This is a genomic window from Rhodoferax sp. RT4P68 (genome assembly GCF_056521305.1).
This window is the reverse complement of sequence record NZ_JBWMBB010000004.1, coordinates 505,230-526,000: the sequence shown is the minus strand read 5'-3', so window position 1 is coordinate 526,000 and position 20,771 is coordinate 505,230. Positions and strand designations below refer to the sequence as shown.

Genomic DNA, 20,771 nt, shown 5'->3' with positions numbered 1-20,771 from the left:
CGAAACCGGTTTCAAGTACGCTTCACTATCCTTATTGGGCGTGACGCCAAACGTATGATGTGAAGTTACAAATGAACACCTTGTCAGCTCCTCGCGCCACCACTTTCCACGCGCAGGTCGTGGCCCAACTCGGCCGCGACATCAGCGCCGGCCGCTATCCGCCAGGGGCGTTGTTGCCGTCTGAGCCCGAGCTGGGCGGCCGCTTCGGCTACTCACGCATCGTCATCCGCGAGGCCATCAAGTCGCTGGTGGCCAAGGGCATGCTGCAAGTCAGCCGCCGTGTCGGCACACTGGTGCGCGACACCGCGCACTGGAACCTGTTCGACCCCGAGGTGATCACCTGGCGCGCGGCCTCGGCCGATTTCGACACGACCATGGCACGTGACCTGATGGAGCTGCGCCGCATCGTCGAGCCGGCTGCCGTGCGCCTGGCAGCCGAGCGTGCCAGCGAGGAAGAGCGGCGTGCGCTGCGTGCCGCCTACATGGCGATGGCGCGCGCCGTCGCCGGCAAGGGCGACTATGTGGAGGCCGACGTGGCCTTCCACACCACCATCCTGCTTGCCTGCGGCAACCAATACCTGCGCCAGATGCAGCAGGCCATGTCGGCCATGCTGGAGGCCAGCTTTGCCATCGTCGCGCAGAAGCCCGGCGGCCCGGCCGCATCGCTGCCGCTGCACGAGGCGGTGTGCGTGGGCATCGAGAGCGGCGATGCGGCGGGGGCCGAGGCAGCAGCCATCACGTTGATCGTCAGCGCCGAGCAAGACTTGCGCGAACTGCTGGCCGAGCGGCGCCGCGCCACGGGCGCCAGTGCGCCGATGGTGACGCGGGGGGCGGCCGTCCGCACAAGGGTGGCGCCCAGGTCGAGGGCGGTGCGCACCACGGCCGGTGCCGACGCAGACTCGGTCGCGCGCCCGGCCGGCGAGGCGCGCAAGGCGAAGCAGAAGGCGGCGGCCAAGGGGGTGCAGAACGTCGCAGCGCATGCGGTGGCCAAGAAGGTGGCGCCCAGGCGTGCGCCAAGGGCCGCAGCATGAAGATCACCGCGCTGCACACGTACCACGTCGCGCCGCGCTGGTTGTTCCTCAAGGTGGAGACTGACGAGCGCATCAGCGGCTGGGGCGAGCCCGTCGTCGAAGGCCGGGCCCGCACGCACCTCTACCGGGGCGGTGTTGTCTGCAGCTGGACTTCGTGGCCTACAGCAGTGTGGCGCAGGTGTGACCTCTTAGTCGGCACGGTGAACTGAATAAGGGCTATATTCAGTCTTCTCAAGGAGTCCCGCCATGCGCTATTCGTCCCAGGTCAAGCCCATCAGTTACCTCAAGGCCAACGCCGCTGAAGTGTTGTTGACTCTCGCCGAGCGGCGCGAGCCGCTGGTGATCACGCAGAACGGCGAGGCCAAAGCCGTGTTGCAGGACGTGGCCTCGTTCGAGGAGACACAGGAAACGCTGGCCTTGCTGAAGGTGCTTGCGCTCGGCCACCAGGATGAGGCTGCCGGCCGGCTCAAGCCCGTGCACGAGGTCGTGGCCCGCTTGCGCGCCAAGCGTGTCGCGGCCGAATGAGCGAGCCTGCCAACCGCTATGCGGTGGTGCTGACTGTGGGCGCGGAGCAAGACCTCGAAGCGATTCACGACTACATCGCTGAGTTCGATAGCTTGCCGAGCGCCGACTACGTTTTGGACCGGCTCGTGCAGGTTGCTGACAGCCTGCAACGCATGCCGGAACGCGGAAGCTACCCAAAAGAATTGTTGTCACTGGGCATCAAGACCTACCGCCAGGCGCTGTTCAAGCCATACCGGCTGATCTACCGCGTGAGCGGCGAACAGGTCATCGTCCACCTGATCGTGGACGGGCGGCGCGACATGCAATCGTTGTTGGCGCGCCGGCTGCTTGGCGCTTAGCGCGCGCTCCGCATCAGGGATTAGTCGCAGTCCAACGGCGCCCAGCCTGGGCGCTCACTGCGGCACCAACCCCGACGCCTTCACCAGCTCCGCGTGCAACCGGCTTTCATCCGCAATCGTCTTGCCGAACTGCTCGGGCGTGGTCGGCGCCACGTCCATGCCGGCCTCGCGCAGCTGGGCTTTCACCTCGTCGCTGGCCAGGATGGCGTGGATCTGGCGGTTCAGCTGGTCCACCAGCGGGCGGGGGGTGCGGGCCGGGGCCAGCATGCCGATCCAGGTCTGGAACACCATGTTGTCGATGCCTGCCTCCTTCATGGTCGGCACGTCGGCGATGAGTGCGGAGCGCTGCTCGCTCATGATGGCCAGCGCCGTGAGCTTGCCGGCTTTGATGTGCGGCAGCGCCTCGGGCAGCGGTGCGAACAGCATGTCCACGTTGCCGCCCAACAGGTCATTGATGGCCAGCGCGCCGCCCTTGTAGGGGATGTGCGTCATGCGCACCTTCATGCGCGTCTCGAACATCAGCGCCGCCAGGTGCTGCGGGCTGCCGTCGCCCGAGGATGCGTAGTTCACGGCTTCCGGCTTGGTCCTGGCCGCCGCCAGCACCGCACCGGCGTTGGCGAACTTCTGCCGATCCTTGACCACCAGCACCATCGACTGGTTGGCCAGCTTGGTGATGGGCGCGAAGTCCGTCTCCGCGTCGTAGGGCATCTCTTTGAAGATGTGCTTGTTGGTCGTCAGGAACGACGCCGGCGACGCCATCAGCGTGTAGCCGTCGGGCGCGGCCTTGGCCACCAGCGGCAGGCCGATGCGGCCGGAGGCGCCGGCGCGGTTGTCCACCACGAAGGGCTGGCCCGTGGCGGCGGCCAGCTTCTGGCCGACCAGGCGGGCGATCATGTCCACGCCGCCGCCGGCCGGCAGCGCCACCATCAGCTTGACCGGTTTGTCGGGGTAGGGCCCCTGGGCCAGGGCGGGCGCCGTGGCGGCCAACAGGCCCATCGCACAGGCGAGGAGAGAAATTCGGCGGCTCGTGTTCATGGGGCAACTCCGTGGTGGGCAGGGGTGGTTTCAGGGGGGGAAGGGGTTGCGAGCCGTCGCTCCAGCCGCAAGCGTGTGATCGCGGCGATCTCGTCCAGTGCGGCGGCCAGTTCGGTCGCGCGATCGTGCTGCAGCCGCTGCTCGAAGGCGCGCAGCGCCGAATCGTGCGTGTGGCGACGGATGCACAGGATGAAGGGGAAGCCGAAGCGCGCGCGGTAGGCCTGGTTCAGCGCGTCCCAGCGCTGGGCGGCACCGCCCTCCAGGTTGGCCAGTGCCAGCGTGCCCTGTTCGGCGACGGAGGCCTCGGTCATCGTGCCGCGCCGGGCGTCGGCGCCGGCCAGCTCCGGGTGCCCGGCGTAGAAGGCGACACGGGCTGGCTCGTCCAGCGCGGCCACCACGGCGACCATGGCGCGGTGCAGTGCGTCCACGCTGGCGAAAGGGCGCAGAGGTGCCACGCGGGCGGGCACCCAGGCGGCGTGCTCCCAGATGTCGGCCAGTGCTGCACTGAAGGCATGCGGCGGGCAGGTGTTGAGGGCGTCCAGGGTATGCGGGTGCGTCATGGGCTGGATCGTAGGCAGGCACCGCATTGCCGTCCATCACAGAATAAGCTACGTTGCATTCGCAAAATCAGTACGATCAGCGCTCCGCATTCAGGACCACCACCATGCGCCACTCGCTCGTGCCCGCCGGCCTGCGCTATGCCGACCAGGTCGCGCGCTCCGGTTCCATCCAGAAGGCTGCGCGCGAACTGCATGTGGCGGCGTCGGCGATCAACCGGCAGATCCTGCAGCTCGAGGACGAACTCGGCGTGCCGATGTTCGAGCGGCTGCCGCGCGGCATGCAGCTGACGGCGTCTGGCGAGGCGGTGATCACGATGGTGCGCCGCTGGGGGCAGGACGAGCGCCGCCTGGTGGCCGATGTCCGGCGCATCCAGGGCGTGCACCAGGGCCACGTGGCGCTGGTGGCGATGGACAGCCATTCCACCAGCGTGCTGCCCCGGCTCATCGGGCAGTTGAGCGCGCAGCATCCGCTGGTCAGCCTGTCGATCGAGCTGGCCACGCCCGACGATGCCGAGGTGGCGCTGATGGGCGGCAAGGCCGACCTGGCGGCGATCTTCAACCTGGCGCCGCGGCGCGAGTTGCTGGTGCTGTGGAAAGCCGAGCTGCCACTGGGCTGCGTGGTGGCGCCGGGGCATGCGCTGGCCTCCTGCGCCAGCGTCAGCTTCCAGGAGGCCACGCTGCACCCAGTCGCGTTGCAAAGCCGGGCGCTGACGATCCGGCGCTACCTGGAGGCGCAGTACAGCTGGCTGTTCCAGGCGCCGCGCCGCTTTGTGGAAAGCAATTCCCTGCAGCTCGTCAAACAGCTCGCCATGGCGGGCCAGCACGTGGTGTTCACCTCGGAGTTGGATGCTGCCGCCGAGCTGGCCGACGGCCGGCTGGTGTTCGTGCCCATCCGCGACCGGGGCGCCGAGCCGCAGGGCATCAGCGTGGTGGTGGATGCGGCGCGGCCGCCGGGCTCGGTCGTCAAGCTGGTGGCCGAACAGCTGATCGCGGCGCTGCAGGACGGCCTGGCAGCGGCGCGGGCGCCGAAGGGTTGAACGCGCGCGGCAATCGCTGCAATCGCTGCAGTCGTGGCATGCGGGCAAAGTCACGCGCCGGGCGCGTCCCGCGCATCGGAGGATCGCCAGCCTGCTGCGCACGGTGAGGTGCTGCCTGCAGCGGGCCTGCAGCGCCTGACCTGCGCCCCAAGCAGGCTGTCAGGCCGCCACCGGCGGCACTGCCCGCACCGGAACGCTGCCGCGCGCCAGCACGCCGTAGATGGCCCCGCCGAAGAATGCGCCGAGCAGCCACGCGTAGCCCGACAACGCAGCCAATGCTTCCACCCAGACGGTGGAGATGGAGAACACCGCCGCCAGCGCGAACGCGACCAGCGCCTTGGTGTTCCAGCCGCCGGTATAGGCGTAGGTGCCCGTGGGGCTGGTGCTGTACAGGTCGGCCAGCACGATGTTCTGGCGGCGCACCAGGTAGTAGTCGACCACCATGATCCCGTACAGCGGCGCCAGCGTGGCGCCCAGCGTGTTGACGAAGCCGGTGATGCCCACCGTGCTGATGAAGCCGACCCAGAAGCCGCCGATGACCAGCGCGAACAGCGACGTGATCCACCCGGCGCGCCGGAAGTCCAGCACGCGCGGCGCCATGTTGGAGATGCCGTTGACGGCCGGAATGAAGTTGGCCACCAAATTGATGCCCACCGTGGCCGCGAAGAAGGTGATGGCGGCGATCACGCTGAGCAGCGCGCTGTCGGCGCGGGCCACGATGTCGGTGGGGTTGGTGATCTTCTCGCCGTAGATGACGGCGGCGCCGGCCGTCGTCAGCAGCGCCAGCGCCGAGAACAGAATCATGTTGGCCGGCAGCCCGGCCAGGTTGCCCAGCACCATGGCTTTGCGGCTCTTGGTGTAGCGCGAAAAATCGCTGAAGTTGATCATCACCGCGGCGAAGTACGCCACCATGGTGCCGACGATGGCGACGAAGCCCTTGAACTCGGTGCTGAACGTGGGGTTCGGCGGCGCGAAGATGGTCTGCGCGGCGCTGAGCAACTGGCCATCGGACTTCTGCCACAGCACCACCAGCAGGCCGATCATCACGACATAGACGAACGGCCCGGCCACGTTCAGGAAGGTGCCGATCCAGCCCATGCCGCGCGAGAAGATGAAGATCTGCAGCGCCCACACCACGACGAACGAGACCCAGCCGATGGCCGTCAGACCGAACCAGGTGGCGCCGCCCGTGGCGCCGGTCAGCGTGACGATCAGCAGCTCGAGCGCGGTCGACGCAAAGTACGTTTGCGCGCCGTACCAGAACACGGCCACGGTGGCGCGCAGGATGGCGGGCAACCGCGCACCGCTGACGCCCAGGCTGGCGCGTGCGAGCACCGGGTAGGGGATGCCATGGTCCACCCCGGGGCGCCCCGAGATGTTGACCAGCACCATGACGATCAGGCTGGCGGTGATGAGCGCGCCGAACGCCGTCCAGCCCGTCACGCCATACGCGATGAACAACGAGGCCACGAGCGAGTAGCCGAACAAGCTCTGGATGTCGTTGGCCCAGATGTTGAAGATCTCGAACCAGCCCCAGGTCTGCTTGTCCTTGGGGATCGGGGCCAGTGAGTCGTTGTGCAGTCCGGTGTCGTCGGGCGTGGCATGCATGCGGGCTCCAGGATGTGTGCGGGGCACGGGTGCAACCGACGACGCACGGCGCGTGCCAAGTCGTGGATGGAGCGCGGTAACAAGTTGTGGCGTCGGCCGGTGCCGGCCGGACACGCCCTACGCAGCGGGCGCCGCCGAGGAGCCCCGCACCACCAGACGCCCTGGCAGCCGCAGCACACGCGCCGGGCCTTCGCGACCCTGCAGCCGTTCGATCAGAAAGCGCGCTGCCTCGCGGCCGATCGCATCGGTCGGCTGGGCAATGGTCGACAGCCCAGGGCCGATCAGCGAGGCCCACTCCGGGTCGTCGAAGCCGGCGAAACCCAGATCGGTGCCGAACTGCCAGCCGAGCTGGCGCACGGCGTGGGCCACTCGCAAGGTGACCACGGCATTGCCGGCGACCACGGCGGCCCGGCGCCGCGTGCCGGCGCGCTTGCGCAGCTCGCCGAGGGCCGCCAGCAAGGCCGCGTCGGCGCCGTCCGTGCTCTCGAACACGCGGCCGGCCGCTGGCGCGCGCAGGCAGGCGCCGAACGCCGTGGCGCGCTCGCGCCGGGTGCTGACGCCCACCACCGGCTCGGTCACGTAGAGGATCTCCTGCCAGCCGCTGGCCATCAGGTGGTCGCACACCAGCGCCATGGAGGCCGCGTTGTCCAGCGCCACGAAGTCGGCCTGCATGCCGGCGTGGCGCCGGTCGACCAGCACCACCGGCTTGTTCTGCGCGGCGATCGCGTCGGGCATGCTGGCACCGCGGCCCAGTGTGTTCAGGATGAACCCGTCGACCTGGTAGCCGGCCAGTGCGGCAATGGCTTCGCGTTCGCGCTCGGGCTCGTTGCCCAGGTTGAACAGCATGACCAGGTAGCCGGCCTCGCGGCAGGCCTGCTCGGCACCGCGCAGGACCGCCACCGAATAAGGGTTGGCGATGTCGGCCACGACCAGGCCGATCAGGCGCGAGCGGCCGTGGCTGAGCGCCTGCGCCATGGGGCTGGGGGCGTAGCGCAGCTGCGCGATCGCGGCCTCGACGCGGGATGCGATGTCCGCGCTCAGCAGCCGATCGCGGTGGTTCAGGAAGCGCGAGACCGTGGCCTTGGAGACGCCGGCCGCGCTGGCCACGTCCGAGATGGTGGGGCGGGTGGCGCTCACGTGCTGCGCGTGTCGTAGCGTGCCGTCGGTGCCTGGCCGGCCAGTGCCTGCAGAACATTGGTGACGGCCAGTGCAGCCATGGCGTGGCGCGTCTCGGCGGTGGCCGAGCCGATGTGCGGCAGGGGCGTCACGCGCGGGTGGTTGCGCAGCGGTGAGTCGGCCGGCAGCGGCTCCTTGGCGAACACGTCCAGGCCGGCGCCGCGCAGGTGGCCGGTGTCGAGCGCGGCCAGCAACGCGGCCTCGTCCACGGTCGCGCCGCGCCCGCCGTTGACGAAGAAGCTGCCGGGCTTCATCTGCGCGAACACTTCGGCGTTCAGCATGCCGCGCGTGGCGTCGGACAGCGGCAGCATGGCGACCACGAAATCGGCGCGCGGCAGCAGCTCGGCCAGTGGCGTGTGGGTGGCCTTGCCCAGCAGATCGGGCGCCTGCGCCTGCAGGTCTACGGGCCGGCGCGCGTGGTAGAGCACCTGCATGCCGAAGCCCAGGGCCGCGCGCCGTGCGATGGCCTGGCCGATGCGGCCGAAGCCCAGCAGGCCGAGCGTCTTGTGGTGCACATCCCAGCCGAACAGGTCTTCGCCCACGCTCTGCGTCCAGCGGCCCTCGCGCACCAGGTTGGCCAGCTCGACCACGCGGCGGCTGCTGGCCATCAGCAGCGCGAACACGGTGTCGGCCACGGTTTCGTCCAGCACGCCGGGCGTGTGGCACAGCACGATGCCGCGCCGGTCCAGTTCGGCCAGCGCGTAGTTGTCCACGCCAACCGAGACGCTGGAGATCACGCGCAGCTGGGGCGCGCGGTCCAGCAGCGCGGCATCCACCGGCATGCTGGCGCCCACCAGCGCCTCGGCCGTGGGCAGGGCTGCGGCGAAGCCGGCGGCATCGGTCTTGGGGTTGGCCACGGTCACGTGGTGTGCGGCCTGCAGCCGTGCCAGTTGGTCCGGTGGCAACGCACCGAACACCAGAATGTTCTTCTTCACAGTCCTGCCTCCTGCAGTTGCGCCCGCGTTGGCAGGCCTTCCGTGTCGCCCAGCACCTGCACCGCGCGCGCGCCGATCCATGACCCGCGGCGCACGGCCTCGGGCACGCTCTTGCCTTCCAGCAGCGCGCTGATGACGCCGGCCGCAAAGCCGTCGCCGGCACCCACGGTGTCGATGACGTTGGCCACCGGGAAACCGGGCACGTGGCCGGTGCCCTGCGTGTCGCTGTCGTAGTAGGCACCGTCGGCGCCTAGCTTGACGACAACCAGCCTGGCGCCCTGCGCACGGTAGAAGGCGGCCACACGCTCGGGCTCGGTCTCGCCGGTGAGGATCAGCCCTTCCTCGATGCCGGGCAGCACCCAGTCGGCGCGCGCCGCCAGGCTGTTGATGGTGCTGCGCATGGTCTCGGTGCTGCCCCATAGCCCGGGCCGCAGGTTGGTGTCGAACGAGATGGTGCGGCCGGCGTCACGCGCGATCTCCATGGTGCGGATGGCGGTGGGCAGCGTGGTCGCCGAAATGGCCGGGAACACGCCCGTCGCGTGCAGATGCCGTGCGCTGCGCAGCCAGGCCTCGTCGATGTCGGCGGGTGTCATGCAGCTGGCGGCCGAGCCCTTGCGGTGCGATTCGACCAGTGGGTCGCTGCCATCCGTCACGCGGCTCTTGAACTGAAAGCCCGTGGTCTGCGTCGCATCGCACACGACATGCGAACAGTCGATCCCCTCGGCGCGCATGCTGGCCAGCAGGTAGCGGGCCATGCTGTCGGTGCCCAGCCGGCTGGCCCATCCGACCTTGAACCCCATGCGTGCCAGGCCGATGGCCACGTTGGTCTCGGCGCCGGCGGTGCGTTTGTGGAAAGAGGTGGCGTGCTCGAGGAGGCCGGGTTCATCGGCCACCAGCAGCAGCATGGCTTCGCCGAACAGGGCGACGTCGAAGGTGGTGTCGGTCATGCGTGCGAACTCAGAATTTGGCCCAGGAATTGTCGCGTCTTCTCGTGCTGCGGATTCTGGAAAAACTCTTGCGGTGGCGCCTGTTCGATGATGCGACCGTCGGCCATGAAGATCACGCGGTCGGCCACGCTGCGCGCAAAGCCCATCTCGTGCGTGACGCACAGCATCGTCATGCCGTCTTCGGCCAGGCCGATCATGGTGTCGAGCACTTCCTTCACCATCTCCGGGTCGAGTGCCGACGTGGGCTCGTCGAACAGCATGATCTTGGGGCTCATGCACAGCGCCCGCGCAATCGCCACGCGCTGCTGCTGGCCGCCGGAGAGTTGGCTGGGGTATTTCTTGGCTTGCTCAGGAATGCGCACGCGGGTCAGGTACTGCATGGCCACTTCTTCGGCCTGCGCCTGCGTCATGCCGCGCGAGCGCATCGGCGCCAGCGTGCAGTTCTGCAAGATGGTGAGGTGCGGGAACAGGTTGAACTGCTGGAACACCATGCCGACCTCGGCCCGCACGGCGTCCACGTTCTTGCCGCCCGCGGTGAGCTCGATGCCGTCGACGACGATCTTGCCCTGCTGCACGGTCTCCAGCCGGTTGATGCAGCGGATCAGCGTGGACTTGCCGGAACCCGAGGGGCCGCAGACCACGATGCGCTCACCGGTCCGCACCGACAGGTCGATGCCGGTCAGCACCTGGAAGCTGCCGTACCACTTGTTGACGCCGGCCATCTCGATGATGGGGGCGCCGAGGGTGTGTTCTGGGGTGGTGGTCACGATGGCTGGCCTCGGTCTCTGTTGGGTGTGCTGGTGCGCGTTCGTTCAGCTGTCGATGCGCGGTGCGCTTTGCGTGTGCTGCGCAGTTGCAATCGGGTTCGGGGTCGGGTTTCGCTTTGGCTTCGGCTGTGGGGCGCGGGCCGAGGCCACCGGGTGGCCCCTTCCGCGAATGTCCCCCGCCAGGGCCGCAGGCGGCCCAGGCTCCTCCTCTATTTCGCTGCAGGGGCCACCCGATACCCTCGACCCTGGGGCCGTCGCGTCGTGCTGACAGAGCAACCGCGACGGTGCTGACGAGGACGGCACGTCGTGCTGACCGATGAAGCACAGCGGTGATAGACCGCGACGATGGTGTGCTTCACGCAGCGAAATAAAGGAGGAGGCCTGGCCCGCCTTTCCGGCCCCAGGCCGGCAAGGCGGGCAAGGCCGGGGGACATTCGCGGAGTGGAGTACACCGTTGGCGCGGGCCCGCCCACAGCTCCTATGCTTCTTCATGCCGTGAGCCACGCGAACCTTTTACATGCTCGGGAAGTCCGTCCCCAGCCACTTCTGGTACAGCTTGCCCAACTCGCCGTTGGCCTTGTTGCGCGCCACGAAATCATCCAGCGTCTTCTTCAGTTCAGCCTGACCCGGCCGCAGCGCCACGCCCATGACTTGCTGGCGCAGGTTGAACTTGTTCTCGTAGGTGTTGGCGGGTGCGCGCTTGGCGATCTGCGCGGCCACGGTGGTCGAGCAGCCGATGGCATCGACCTGGCCCGACATCAGCGCCTGCATGGCCGAGGCGTCGTCGTCGAAGCGGCGAATCTCGGTGCCCTCGGGCGCGATGGCGGTGAGCGCGACGTCCTGCGTGCTGGCGCGGGCCACGCCGACGCGCTTGCCCTTGAGGTCCGCCGGCTCCTTCATCTGCACTTTCGACACGCCATACAGCACGATGGTGGCGGCCGCATACGGCGTGGAGAAGTCGACCTGTTTGGCACGCTCGGGCGTGATGGCCAGCGAGGCGACCAGCACATCGACCTTGTTGGTCAACAGGAAGGGGATGCGGTTGGGGCCGGTGACGGCGACGATGTTGGCCTTCACGCCCAGGTCCTTGGCCAAGAGCTTGGCGACGTCTGCGTCGTAACCGTCTGGCTGGTTCTGCGCGTTGGTCGTGCCGTAGGGTGGGAAGTCGACCAGCATGCCAATCGTGATCTCACCCTTCTTCTTGATGTCGGCGATGGACTGTGCGGCGGCAGGCAGCGCCCAGGTCGCGGTGACGGTGGCCAGGGTCAGTGCGATGGCGGTACGGCGGGTGGCGTGGCGGATGGTGGACATGGGCGGAGGGCTCCTTGGGGTTGAAAGTGGGAACGAGGCAGGTCAGCGGGCCAGCGTTGCGGCCCGGCGCTTTTCCATGCGCGTGGCCAGCAGCGACAGCGGCCAGCAGATCACGAAGTAGATGGCGGCCACGGTGGTGAAGACGTGCAGCGGCTGGAAGGTGGCGTTGTTGATGATCTGGCCGGCGCGCGTGATCTCTGCAAAGCCGATGATGGCGGCGAGCGAGGTGCCTTTGATCACCTGCACCAGGTAGCCAACCGTGGGCGCCAGCGCGATCTTGAAGGCCTGCGGCAGGATCACGTCGCGCATGCGGTCAACATACGAGAGGTTCAGCGCCAGCGCCGCCTCGCGCTGGCCACCCGGCACGGCCTGGATGCAGCCGCGCCAGATCTCGGCGAGGAAGGCCGCGGTGTTCAGCGTGAGGGCGATGCTGGCCGCCACCCAGGGGTTGATGTCCAGGCCCAGCACCGGCAGGCCGAAGAAGATCAGGAACAGTTGCAGCAGCAGCGGCGTGCCCTGGAACACCTGGATGAAGCTGGTGGCCAGCGCCTGGGCCACGCGGCTCTCGCTGGTGCGGGCCAGGGCGATCGCCAGGCCCAGCAGCGCGCCGCCGACGAAGGCGATGGCCGAGAGCGCCAACGTCCACTTGGCCGCTTCGAGGATGAACAGGAACTCGGGGAATCCGAAGGTACGCATGGTGGTCAGCGCCGCCCGGCCGCCAGCAGGCGCATGAGCGCCCCCTCGGGGGGCAGCGATACACGAAGTGATGAGCGTGGGGGCAAGTTCATGGTTCAGCGCTTGTCGGGGTAGTTCAAGAACTGGCGATGCAACAGCTTGAACAGCGCCGAGAACGCCAGCGCCAGGCCCAGGTAGATCAGCGTGACGACGATGTAGATCTCGAAACTGCGAAAGGTCTGCGACTGCAGCGTGGCGGCCACCGAGGTGAGGTCGTCCGCCGAGATCACCGAGACCACGGCCGAGGTCAGCATCAGCAAGATGAACTGGCTGGTCAACGCTGGGTAGATGGCCTTGAGTGCGGGCTTGATGACGACGAAGCGGAAGATCTCCCAGCCCTTCAGGTTCAGCGCGCGGCCGGCCTCGATCTGGCCCTTAGGGATGGACTCGATGCCGGCGCGGATGATCTCGATGGCGTAGGCGCCGAGGTTGACGACCATCGCCGTGAGCGCCGCCTGGTAGGGTGACCAGCGCAGCCCGAAGGCCGGCAGCGCGAAGAAAAAGAAGAACAGTTGGACCAGGAACGGCGTGTTGCGGATCAGCTCGATGTAGGCCTGGATGAGAAAGCGCAGCCACTTGGGCCCGCTGGTTTTGCCCCAGGCGCCTGCGATGGCGACGATGAGGCCCAGCACGGTGGCGGTGAGCGACAGCTGCACGGTGATCCACGTGCCCTTGAGCAACAGGGGCCACGCGGCGAAGACGGCGTCGAACTGGAATTGGTACTGCACGGACCGGAGTATGAAACCGGTTTCACGCAAGTGAATGGGGGTTTACGCCAATGTAGTTAGCCGCATGGAGTCGCCTTCCATTGCGCCTGAGGATCAAAGATGGTCAGCAGCACCGCCTTCATCATCAACCGCAGCCAGGTCGTTCAGCTGCCGGCCTGACCACGACCCACCAAGCTAACCCGTGCGTGTCACGAACGGATTGAAGACCGCCACCCCGAGCGACTTGAAATCAGCGACGTTGCGCGTCGCCACCATCAGCCCGTTCGCACGTGCCGTGGCAGCAATCATGGCGTCCTCATAGAGCGTGTTCGATTGCCGGTGCATGAGCCTGGCCCAGTGGCGGAAGGCGCAGGCATCCATGGGCAACACGTTGTAGGCACTGGCGAGCTGTTCCAGCCATGCTTCGATGTCTGCGGCTTTGGCGGTGTCCTGCTCACGCGTGATCTCGATGCCTGCCTGAATCTCGCCGAGCGTGACTGCCGACAGATGGAGCTGGCGGTCGTCCATCGATTGCAGCCACGCCACCACACCGCCGTGCGGCTTGCGTTTGCGCAGTTCGAAGACGACGTTGGTGTCCAGCAGATACACGCCGCTCAACCCAAGGGGACCACGGAGCGCCGCTTGGCCTGGCCGCGCGCAGGCACCAGAACATCGGCGCGGGCCTCGTCCGACAGCAGCAGCTGCTTGAGGGACGGGCGCGCGGCGCTGTGCAGGCGGCGCCACTCCTGCACCGGCACGAGTACAGCGGCTTCCGCGCCGCGTTTGGTGACCATCTGAGGTCCGTCGGACAGGCACGCATCGAGAAACTCGCTGAAGCGCGCCTTGGCATCTTGTACGGGCCATGATTGCATGTGGACTCCAACAGACTATGTAACTGACTAGTTTGCCGATGGGCCGTCGGTCTGTCAAACGACGGGCGACAGCCATCACCCGATCGCCATCAAACTCGCGTTGCCCCCCGCTGCCGCCGTGTTGACCGACAGCGCGCGTTCGACCACCAGCGCCTCCAGCGCGATGTCCGTGTCGCCCTCGGCGTAGCCGCGCAGGCCGACGATGGGGCCGGGGCGGGCCGCCAGCGTCTGTTGCGTCTGCAGCAGCGCCGCGCTGTCGCCGTGCTGTAGGGCGGCGTCGAAGCGCACGGTGGCGACCTTCCAATCGTGCGCCAGCACGATGCAGCGGCGCACGGGTTCGGGCAGTTGGGCCAGCAGCAAGTGCGTGTCGGCGCCGGCCGGCCACACGGCCGTGCTGCCCACGGCCAGCACGGCGGCCAGTTGCACCAGCCGGTCGGGCACGTGCGCGGCCAGGCACAGCACGGCTTCGCGCGGTTGCAGGCGGTAGGTGTTGCGCTCGCCGGTAGGGCCTGGCAGCACGGCCGATGCGCCGCTGCGCGAGGCGGCGGCAAAGCGCCGGCACTGCGTGGCGATGGCGCTGCGCCCGCCTTGCTCGGCCCAGCCCAGCAGCGCGGCCAGGGCCGGCTGTAGCGTGGTTGCTGGTTCTGCTGCGGGCACGGCGCGGGCCATGGCATCGGCGAGCGGCCGCGCCAGCAGGCGGTGCAGGTACAGCGGGCCGCCGGCCTTGGGGCCGGTGCCCGAGAGGCCTTCACCGCCGAACGGCTGCACGCCGACCACGGCGCCCACCATGTTGCGGTTCACGTAGATGTTGCCGGCGTGGGCCTGGGTGCTCACCTGCTCGATGGTCTCGTCGATGCGGGTGTGCACGCCCAGCGTCAGGCCGTAGCCCGTGGCATTGATCTGGGCGATCAGCGCCGCGAGGTCCTGACGCTTGTAGCGCAGCACGTGCAGCACGGGGCCGAAGATCTCGCGACGCAGCTCGGCCAGGTTGTTGATCTCGATCAGCGTGGGCGTGACGAAACTGCCCGTGCGCGTGGCGCCATCGGCCACACGCGCGGCGCGGAACACGCGGCGCCCGCGTGCGGCCATGGACTGGATGTGCTGCTCGATGCCGGCCTGGGCATCGGCGTCGATGACGGGGCCGACGTCGGTCGCAAGCAGCGTGGGCGGGCCCATGGCCAGCTCGACCATGGCGCCTTGCAGCATGCCGATGACGCGGTCCGCCACGTCGCTTTGCACGCACAGCACGCGCAGGGCCGAGCAGCGCTGCCCAGCGCTGTCGAAGGCCGAGGCCACGGCGTCGGCCACCACCTGTTCGGTCAGCGCGGACGAGTCGACGACCATGGCGTTCTGGCCACCGGTCTCGGCAATCAATGGCACCGGTCGGCCATCAGCGTTCAGGCGTTGCGCCAGGGTCTTGTGCAAGAGGCGTGCAACGTCGGTCGAGCCGGTGAACAGCACGCCCTGCACCCGCGCGTCGGCCACCAGGGCGGCGCCCACGCTCTCGCCCGGGCCGGGCAGCAGCTGCACGGCGGCGTGCGGCACACCGGCCTGCCACAAGAGGCGCACGGCCTCGGCAGCAATCAGCGGCGTTTGCTCGGCCGGCTTGGCCAGCACGGTGTTGCCCGCAGCCAGCGCGGCGCCGACCTGGCCGAGGAAGATCGCCAGCGGGAAGTTCCAGGGGCTGATGCAGACCACCGGGCCGAGCGCCGTCGCCTGCCCGCCCTCCAGGTCGGCGCGGGCCTGCGCCGCGTAGTAGCGCAGGAAGTCCACCGCCTCGCGCACCTCGGCGATGCCGTTGGCGCAGGTCTTGCCAGCCTCGCGCGCCATCAGCGCGACCAGCTGCGGCAGCTGTGTCTGCAGCGCATCGGCGGCGCGCTCCAGCGCGGCGGCGCGGTCGGCGGCCGGCGTGGCGGCCCAGGCCGGTGCGAAGGCATCGGCATCGGCCACGGCCTGGGCCACTTCGGCCAGCGTGGCGGGTTGCACCTGGCCCACGGTGTCGCGCTGGTCGGCCGGATTGCGCACGGGCTCGCGCGCTGCCGCGTCGGCGTGGGGCGATGCGGTCATCGGCCCGGCCGACCACTGGCTGCCTTGCGCGGCGGCATACACGCCGGCCAGCGCCTGCAGCTGCACGTCGCTGGCCAGGTCCAGCCCTTCGGAGTTGTGCCGCGCCGTGCCGTACAGCGCGGTGGGCAGGGCGATGGCGGGGTGGGGCCGGCCGATGCCGCCCTCTTCGGCTGCGAGCTGCTCCACCGTGCGCACCGGGTCTTCGACCAGCGTGGCCAGGTCCAGCGTCGGGTCGGCCACGCGGTTCACGAACGAGGTGTTGGCGCCGTTCTCCAACAGCCGGCGCACCAGGTAGGCCAACAGCGTCTCGTGCGTGCCCACGGGGGCGTAGATGCGGCACGGGCGGCCCAGCCTGCCATCCTCGACGCGGCCGACCACCTGCTCATACAGCGGCTCGCCCATGCCGTGCAGGCACTGGAACTCGTATTGCCCGGGCTGCCAGGTCGCAGGGTCGGCCATCTCGTGGATGGCCGCCAGCGTCTGCGCGTTGTGCGTGGCGAACTGCGGGTAGACGGCATCCGGCGCCGCCAGCAGCCGGCGCGCGCAGGCCAGGTACGACACATCGGTGTAGGCCTTGCGCGTGTAGGCCGGGTAGCCGGCCAGGCCATCGACCTGTGCGCGCTTGATCTCGCTGTCCCAATACGCGCCCTTGACCAGCCGCACCATCAGCCGGTGGCCGCTGCGCCGCGCCAGGTCGACGATCGCGTCGATGACGAAGGGGCAGCGCTTCTGGTAGGCCTGCACGACGAAGCCGATGCCGTTCCAGCCCGACAGGCCGGGCTCAAAGCACAGCCGCTCCAGCAGGTCCAGCGAGAGTTCCAACCGGTCGGCCTCTTCGGCGTCGATGTTCAGGCCGATGTCGTGCCGGCGCGCCTGCAGCGCCAGCGCGCGCAGCACCGGGTACAGCTCGGCCATCACACGCGCGTGCTGGGCGCGGGCGTAGCGCGGGTGCAGGGCCGACAGCTTGATCGAGATGCCCGGCCCGTCGATCGCGCCGCGCCCGGCCGATGCCTTGCCGATGGCGGTGATCGCCTGCTCGTACGCCACGCGGTAGCGCTGCGCGTCGTCGGCCGTCAATGCGGCCTCGCCCAGCATGTCGTAGGAATAGCGAAAGCCCTGTGCCTCCAACGCGCGGGCATGGTCAAGCGCTTCGGCAATCGTCTCGCCCGTCACGAACTGCTCGCCCATCATGCGCATGGCCATGTCCACGCCCTTGCGGATCAGCGGCTCGCCGCCCTTGCCGACCAGGCGCGCCAGCAACGTGGTCAGCCCGCTCTCGCTGTGCGTGGCCACCAGCTTGCCGGTCAGCAACAGGCCCCAGGTGGCGGCGTTGACGAACAGCGAGGGGCTTTGCCCGGCGTGCGACTGCCATTGGCCGTCGGAGATCTTGTCGCGGATCAGCGCGTCGCGCGTGGCGGCATCGGGGATGCGCAGCAGCGCCTCGGCCAGGCACATCAGCGCCACGCCCTCTTGCGACGACAGCGCGTATTCCTGCAACAGCCCCTGCACCAGGCCGGCGCGGCCGGTGGCGCTCTTGCGCTCGCGCAGGTTCTGGGCAATGCGCGCGGCCAACGCCTGCGCGGCCTGCGACTGCGCGGGCGGCTGGCGGGCCTGGTCCAGCAGCGGCGGCAGCATCTCCGATTCAGGGCGGCGGCAGGCGGCGGTGATGGCGCTGCGCAGCGTGCCCGGCTCGGTCGTCAAGCCGTCGGCGAAAGGTTTGGTGGAGGTGGCGGTGTCGGGCATGGCGGTGATCCTGATGATCCTGAGGGTGCTGGTGATTCGTGGGATCATGCGCTGCAACTCAGCGAATGTTTATCTGAATTTCCGGCATGGCAACGAATAAAACACTAGAGGCTGCGGCCCCCTTCGCCGACCTGGACCGGCTGGACATGCGTATCTTGCGCCAGCTGCAGGCCAATGGCCGCATCGCCAACCTGAAGCTGGCCGAGGCGGTGGGCCTCTCGCCCACGGCCATGCTGGCGCGCGTGCAGCGCCTCACGCGCGAGGGCTACATCCTGGGCTATGAGGCGCGGCTGAACCCGCTGAAGCTGGGCGCCGGCATGCTGGTGTTCGTCGAGGTGCTGCTGGACCGCACGACGGCCAACGTGTTCGACCAGTTCAAGGCCGCCGTGCAGGCGCAGCCGGCCATTCTGGAATGCCACATGGTGGCCGGTGGCTTCGACTACCTGATGAAGACGCGCAGCGCCGACATGGCGGCGTATCGGGAGTTCGCCGGCGGCGTGCTGTGGCAGCTGCCGGGCGTGCGCGAGACGCGGACGTATGCGGTGATGGAAGAAGTGAAGAATTCGACGCAGCTGCATTTGCCGGGCTGAGGCCCGCGAGCGGCGTCCCGACGCATGGGCCGTCAAAGCCCCAGCGCCCAGCCCCTGGCGCGCAGGCACGCGGGCAGCCGGCCGCGCTACAGCCGCTTCGGCACCTTGTCGGCCTTGCGCTCCACGGGGTTCGCCGTGAGCCAGTTCGATGGGTAGTGACGCATGAACTCGTGGGCCTTCTCGACGCGCGCATTCAGCCAGGCGTCGTACGCGCCCTCGTTGAGGATCACCGGCATGCGCGCTTCGCTGCCGTGCGGCCAGTAGCGGCGCAGCAGGGCGTGGCTGTCGGCGTTGACGGTGAGTAGCGCGTAGCTGGTCAGGGTCTGGCCATCGGGCCCGGTCCACAGCGCCCACAGGCCGGCCACGCCCATGGGCTGCCCGTCGATGCGGCTGATGCGGGTGGGCACGGCTTTGCCGTTGCGCAAGTCGTCCTCGAAAAACGCCGCCATCGGCACGATGCAGCGCTGGCCCTGCAGCCAGGCGTCGCGAAAAGCGCGGGCGGTGGAGGCGAGCTCCGCGCGCGCGTTGACGAGCTTGGTGGCGCGCAGCTGGCCGTCGGACGCAGACTTGACCCAGTGCGGCACCAGGCCCCATTGCGCGTGCACCAGTTCGCGCGTGGCCGCTACTTGGGCTGCAGGTGCCTTGCTGGGCAACCCGGCGGGAGCATCCGCTGGCGCTTGCACCGGCACGTCGACCGGCGCTGGGGGGGCCGCATGGACAAGCGGTTGCGCAGGTATCTCGTCGGCAACCACCGTCGCCACGGCTTTGGCGCCCGAGCGGATACACAAGCCCATCTTGCGCGGCCACATGTCGCGCAGTCCGGGCGCGTCGGGCGTCGGCACCGCGAAGGCCGTTTGGTAGTCCTGCGCCAGCGGCAGTGATTCGTAGTGTGTGCTCATGCGCGGAGTGTCGGTGCGATCGCCTGTCTGGCCAGATCAGATCGCCCCAAAGCCTGCGGTGCCCGCGTCAATCCGCTCCACCTGAGGCTGGTGCACGGCTGCACCAGCCCCGCCGTGCGATCGGATCAAGCCACGTCGCGCAGCGATCTCCGCAGGATCTTGCCCACCGTCGATTTGGGCAGCGCGTCGATGAATTGCACGATCCGGGGCACCTTGTACGCCGTCATCTCCTTGCGGCAGAAGGCGTGCACCTCGGCCTCGGTCACGGTGGCCCCGGGCGCGCGCACGACGAACAGCTTCACCGCCTCGCCGGTCTTCTCGTCCGGCACGCCCACGCAGGCGCATTCGGCCACGCCGGGGCAGGCGGTGGCCACGGCCTCGATCTCGTTGGGGTACACGTTGAAGCCCGACACGAGGATCATGTCCTTCTTGCGGTCCACGATCTTGAGGAAGCCCTGCGCATCGAACAGGCCCACGTCGCCGGTGCGGAAGTAGCCGTCGGCCATGAAAGCAGCGGCGTTGGCCTCAGGCTGGTTCCAGTAGCCACGCATCACCTGCGGGCCTTTGACGCAGATCTCGCCGGACTGGCCGACCGGCACCGCAGCGCCCTCGTCATCGAGCAGCTGGATGTCGGTGCCCGGCAGCGGCAGCCCGGTCGTGCCGTTGAACTCGCGGATCGACGCCGGGTTGAACGACACCACCGGCGATGTCTCCGACAGGCCGTAGCCCTCGCGGATCATCTGCCCCGTGATGGCCTGCCAGCGTGCCGAGACGGTGCCCACGATGGCCGCGCCGCCGCCGCCGGCCAGCCGCAGGTTGGAGAAGTCGACCTCGCCGAGGCGCGGGTGCATGGTGAGGCCGGCGTACAGCGTGTTCACGCCCATGAAGACGCTGGGCCGCGCCTGCTTCAGCACGTCGACGAAGCCGTCCATGTCGCGCGGATTGGCCACCAGCCAGTTGTCCGCGCCGACCGAGAAGTAGGTGATGAAGTTCACCATCAGCGCGAAGATGTGATAGAGCGGAATGGCCGTGACGATCACCTCCTGCCCCGGTCGCAATGCGTCCGGCATCATGGCCTTGAACTGCTCGGTGTTGGCGACCAGATTGCGGTGCGACAGGCAGGCGCCTTTCGACAGGCCGGTGGTGCCGCCGGTGTACTGCAGGAACAGCAGGTCGTCGCCGTGCAACTCGACGGGCGTGCGCTGCAGGGCGGCGCCCTCGGCCAGCGCGGTGGCAAAGGGAATGCTGCCGACCAGCCGCGCATCGACCGGCGGGCTGGGCAGGGTGGCGCTGGTGCCATCGCCCGGCGCCACCGTGATGACGGTGCGGATGCCGGTCTTGCCAACCACTTCGGCCAGCGTGGGCGTGGCGCCGTTGAAGATCAGGATGGTCTGGCTGCCCGAATCGTTGAGCTGGTGCTCCAGCTCGCGCGGCGTGTACAGCGGGTTCACGTTGACTTGCACGGCCCCGGCGCGGGCGATGCCGAGGAACGCGATGGGAAACGCCAGGAAGTTCGGGCACATCACGGCGATGCGGTCGCCGCGCTGCACGCCCAGCTTGTGCTGCAGCCAGGCGGCGAACGCGGCGGACTGGCGGTCGACATCGGCGTAGGTCAGCGTCTGGCCGAACGCGCGAAAGGCCGGCAGCGCGGCGAAGCGGGCCATGGCGGCTTCCATCTGGTGCACGACAGACGGATAGGCGTCGGCATCGATGTCGGCGGGGATGGCGAGGGCGCGGTAGGTGGCGAGCCAGGGTTGGGGGTGCATGGAGGGTCCTCGGTGGCGGGAAAGTGGCGACGGGCGATCTTGGTCGAGAACGCGGCGGTCGTCACCCGTGTCTGCCCTCTGTCTGCGCGGTTTGCGTGGCGACTGAACAGACGGCGGCGTCA

General features: G+C 68.8%; 20 protein-coding genes and 1 pseudogene. 6 read left to right on the top strand and 15 right to left on the bottom strand.

What is annotated here, in order from left to right; genetic code table 11:
- Positions 1-71 precede the first annotated feature (71 nt).
- The 4 genes and pseudogenes from AC099J_RS11770 (at position 72) to AC099J_RS11755 (ending at position 1,894) form a co-directional block, all read left to right on the top strand.
- Positions 72-1,031 carry a FadR/GntR family transcriptional regulator gene (locus AC099J_RS11770; RefSeq protein WP_479615417.1) on the top strand — a complete coding sequence of 320 codons (960 nt, stop codon included), beginning with the start codon at positions 72-74 and terminating at the stop codon, positions 1,029-1,031.
- Positions 1,028-1,147: pseudogene (locus tag AC099J_RS11765) on the top strand (galactonate dehydratase); the annotation flags it as partial. The gene AC099J_RS11770 and the pseudogene AC099J_RS11765, both read left to right, overlap by 4 nt.
- A gap of 130 nt (positions 1,148-1,277) precedes the next feature.
- The gene (locus AC099J_RS11760) at positions 1,278-1,556 is read left to right on the top strand and encodes a type II toxin-antitoxin system Phd/YefM family antitoxin (protein ID WP_479615416.1); all 279 of its coding nucleotides are present in this window, start codon (positions 1,278-1,280) and stop codon (positions 1,554-1,556) included.
- Positions 1,553-1,894, top strand: a complete 342-nt coding sequence (locus AC099J_RS11755; protein ID WP_479615415.1) for a type II toxin-antitoxin system RelE/ParE family toxin — start codon at positions 1,553-1,555, stop codon at positions 1,892-1,894. The genes AC099J_RS11760 and AC099J_RS11755 overlap by 4 nt, the downstream gene beginning before the upstream one ends.
- A gap of 54 nt (positions 1,895-1,948) precedes the next feature.
- On the opposite strand, the gene AC099J_RS11750 is transcribed toward AC099J_RS11755, so the two are convergent.
- Positions 1,949-2,929 carry a Bug family tripartite tricarboxylate transporter substrate binding protein gene (locus tag AC099J_RS11750; protein ID WP_479615414.1) on the bottom strand — a complete coding sequence of 327 codons (981 nt, stop codon included), beginning with the start codon at positions 2,927-2,929 and terminating at the stop codon, positions 1,949-1,951.
- Complete coding sequence (gene uraD / locus AC099J_RS11745) at positions 2,926-3,489, bottom strand: 2-oxo-4-hydroxy-4-carboxy-5-ureidoimidazoline decarboxylase (RefSeq protein WP_479615413.1); 564 nt, start codon at positions 3,487-3,489, stop codon at positions 2,926-2,928. Before uraD ends, AC099J_RS11750 begins: the two co-directional genes overlap by 4 nt.
- Before the next feature lie 104 nt (positions 3,490-3,593).
- On the opposite strand from uraD, the gene AC099J_RS11740 reads away from it, so the two are divergent.
- On the top strand, positions 3,594-4,526 hold the full coding sequence (locus tag AC099J_RS11740; protein ID WP_479615412.1) for a LysR family transcriptional regulator: 933 nt from the start codon (positions 3,594-3,596) through the stop codon (positions 4,524-4,526).
- A 159-nt stretch (positions 4,527-4,685) separates the two neighbouring features.
- On the opposite strand, the gene AC099J_RS11735 is transcribed toward AC099J_RS11740, so the two are convergent.
- The 11 genes from AC099J_RS11735 to putA all read right to left on the bottom strand — a co-directional run bounded on the left by AC099J_RS11735 (position 4,686) and on the right by putA (position 17,394).
- Positions 4,686-6,134, bottom strand: a complete 1,449-nt coding sequence (locus tag AC099J_RS11735; protein ID WP_479615411.1) for an NCS1 family nucleobase:cation symporter-1 — start codon at positions 6,132-6,134, stop codon at positions 4,686-4,688.
- A 117-nt stretch (positions 6,135-6,251) separates the two neighbouring features.
- On the bottom strand, positions 6,252-7,271 hold the full coding sequence (locus AC099J_RS11730; RefSeq protein WP_479615410.1) for a LacI family DNA-binding transcriptional regulator: 1,020 nt from the start codon (positions 7,269-7,271) through the stop codon (positions 6,252-6,254).
- Positions 7,268-8,245: a 2-hydroxyacid dehydrogenase gene (locus AC099J_RS11725; RefSeq protein ID WP_479615409.1), complete on the bottom strand. Its 978-nt coding sequence runs from the start codon at positions 8,243-8,245 to the stop codon at positions 7,268-7,270. The genes AC099J_RS11730 and AC099J_RS11725 overlap by 4 nt, the downstream gene beginning before the upstream one ends.
- Complete coding sequence (locus AC099J_RS11720) at positions 8,242-9,192, bottom strand: sugar kinase (protein WP_479615408.1); 951 nt, start codon at positions 9,190-9,192, stop codon at positions 8,242-8,244. Before AC099J_RS11720 ends, AC099J_RS11725 begins: the two co-directional genes overlap by 4 nt.
- Positions 9,189-9,914 (bottom strand): amino acid ABC transporter ATP-binding protein, encoded by a 726-nt coding sequence (locus AC099J_RS11715; protein ID WP_479615481.1) that lies wholly within the window; start codon positions 9,912-9,914, stop codon positions 9,189-9,191. The genes AC099J_RS11720 and AC099J_RS11715 overlap by 4 nt, the downstream gene beginning before the upstream one ends.
- 558 nt (positions 9,915-10,472) lie before the next feature.
- Positions 10,473-11,270: a transporter substrate-binding domain-containing protein gene (locus AC099J_RS11710; protein WP_479615407.1), complete on the bottom strand. Its 798-nt coding sequence runs from the start codon at positions 11,268-11,270 to the stop codon at positions 10,473-10,475.
- 42 nt (positions 11,271-11,312) lie between these two features.
- Positions 11,313-11,966 carry an amino acid ABC transporter permease gene (locus AC099J_RS11705; RefSeq protein ID WP_479615406.1) on the bottom strand — a complete coding sequence of 218 codons (654 nt, stop codon included), beginning with the start codon at positions 11,964-11,966 and terminating at the stop codon, positions 11,313-11,315.
- A 95-nt stretch (positions 11,967-12,061) separates the two neighbouring features.
- Positions 12,062-12,733, bottom strand: coding sequence for an amino acid ABC transporter permease (locus AC099J_RS11700; RefSeq protein ID WP_479615405.1), 672 nt, complete (start codon positions 12,731-12,733; stop codon positions 12,062-12,064).
- A gap of 174 nt (positions 12,734-12,907) precedes the next feature.
- Entirely contained in the window at positions 12,908-13,321 is a 414-nt protein-coding gene (locus AC099J_RS11695; RefSeq protein WP_479615404.1) for a PIN domain-containing protein, read from the bottom strand.
- A 5-nt stretch (positions 13,322-13,326) separates the two neighbouring features.
- A complete protein-coding gene (locus tag AC099J_RS11690; protein WP_479615403.1) occupies positions 13,327-13,584 on the bottom strand; it encodes a type II toxin-antitoxin system Phd/YefM family antitoxin in 258 nt (85 codons plus the stop codon).
- 75 nt (positions 13,585-13,659) lie between these two features.
- Positions 13,660-17,394, bottom strand: a complete 3,735-nt coding sequence (gene putA / locus AC099J_RS11685) for a trifunctional transcriptional regulator/proline dehydrogenase/L-glutamate gamma-semialdehyde dehydrogenase (protein WP_479615402.1) — start codon at positions 17,392-17,394, stop codon at positions 13,660-13,662.
- Positions 17,395-17,480: 86 nt separating this feature from the next.
- Here putA and AC099J_RS11680 point away from each other — a divergent pair, with 86 nt between their 5' ends.
- Positions 17,481-17,984, top strand: a complete 504-nt coding sequence (locus tag AC099J_RS11680) for an Lrp/AsnC ligand binding domain-containing protein (RefSeq protein ID WP_479615401.1) — start codon at positions 17,481-17,483, stop codon at positions 17,982-17,984.
- Between the two features lie 86 nt (positions 17,985-18,070).
- On the opposite strand, the gene AC099J_RS11675 is transcribed toward AC099J_RS11680, so the two are convergent.
- Together AC099J_RS11675 and AC099J_RS11670 are read right to left on the bottom strand one after the other, a co-directional pair.
- Entirely contained in the window at positions 18,071-18,883 is an 813-nt protein-coding gene (locus AC099J_RS11675; protein ID WP_479615400.1) for an SOS response-associated peptidase, read from the bottom strand.
- Between the two features lie 125 nt (positions 18,884-19,008).
- Positions 19,009-20,649 carry an AMP-binding protein gene (locus tag AC099J_RS11670; protein ID WP_479615399.1) on the bottom strand — a complete coding sequence of 547 codons (1,641 nt, stop codon included), beginning with the start codon at positions 20,647-20,649 and terminating at the stop codon, positions 19,009-19,011.
- Positions 20,650-20,771: the final 122 nt, after the last annotated feature.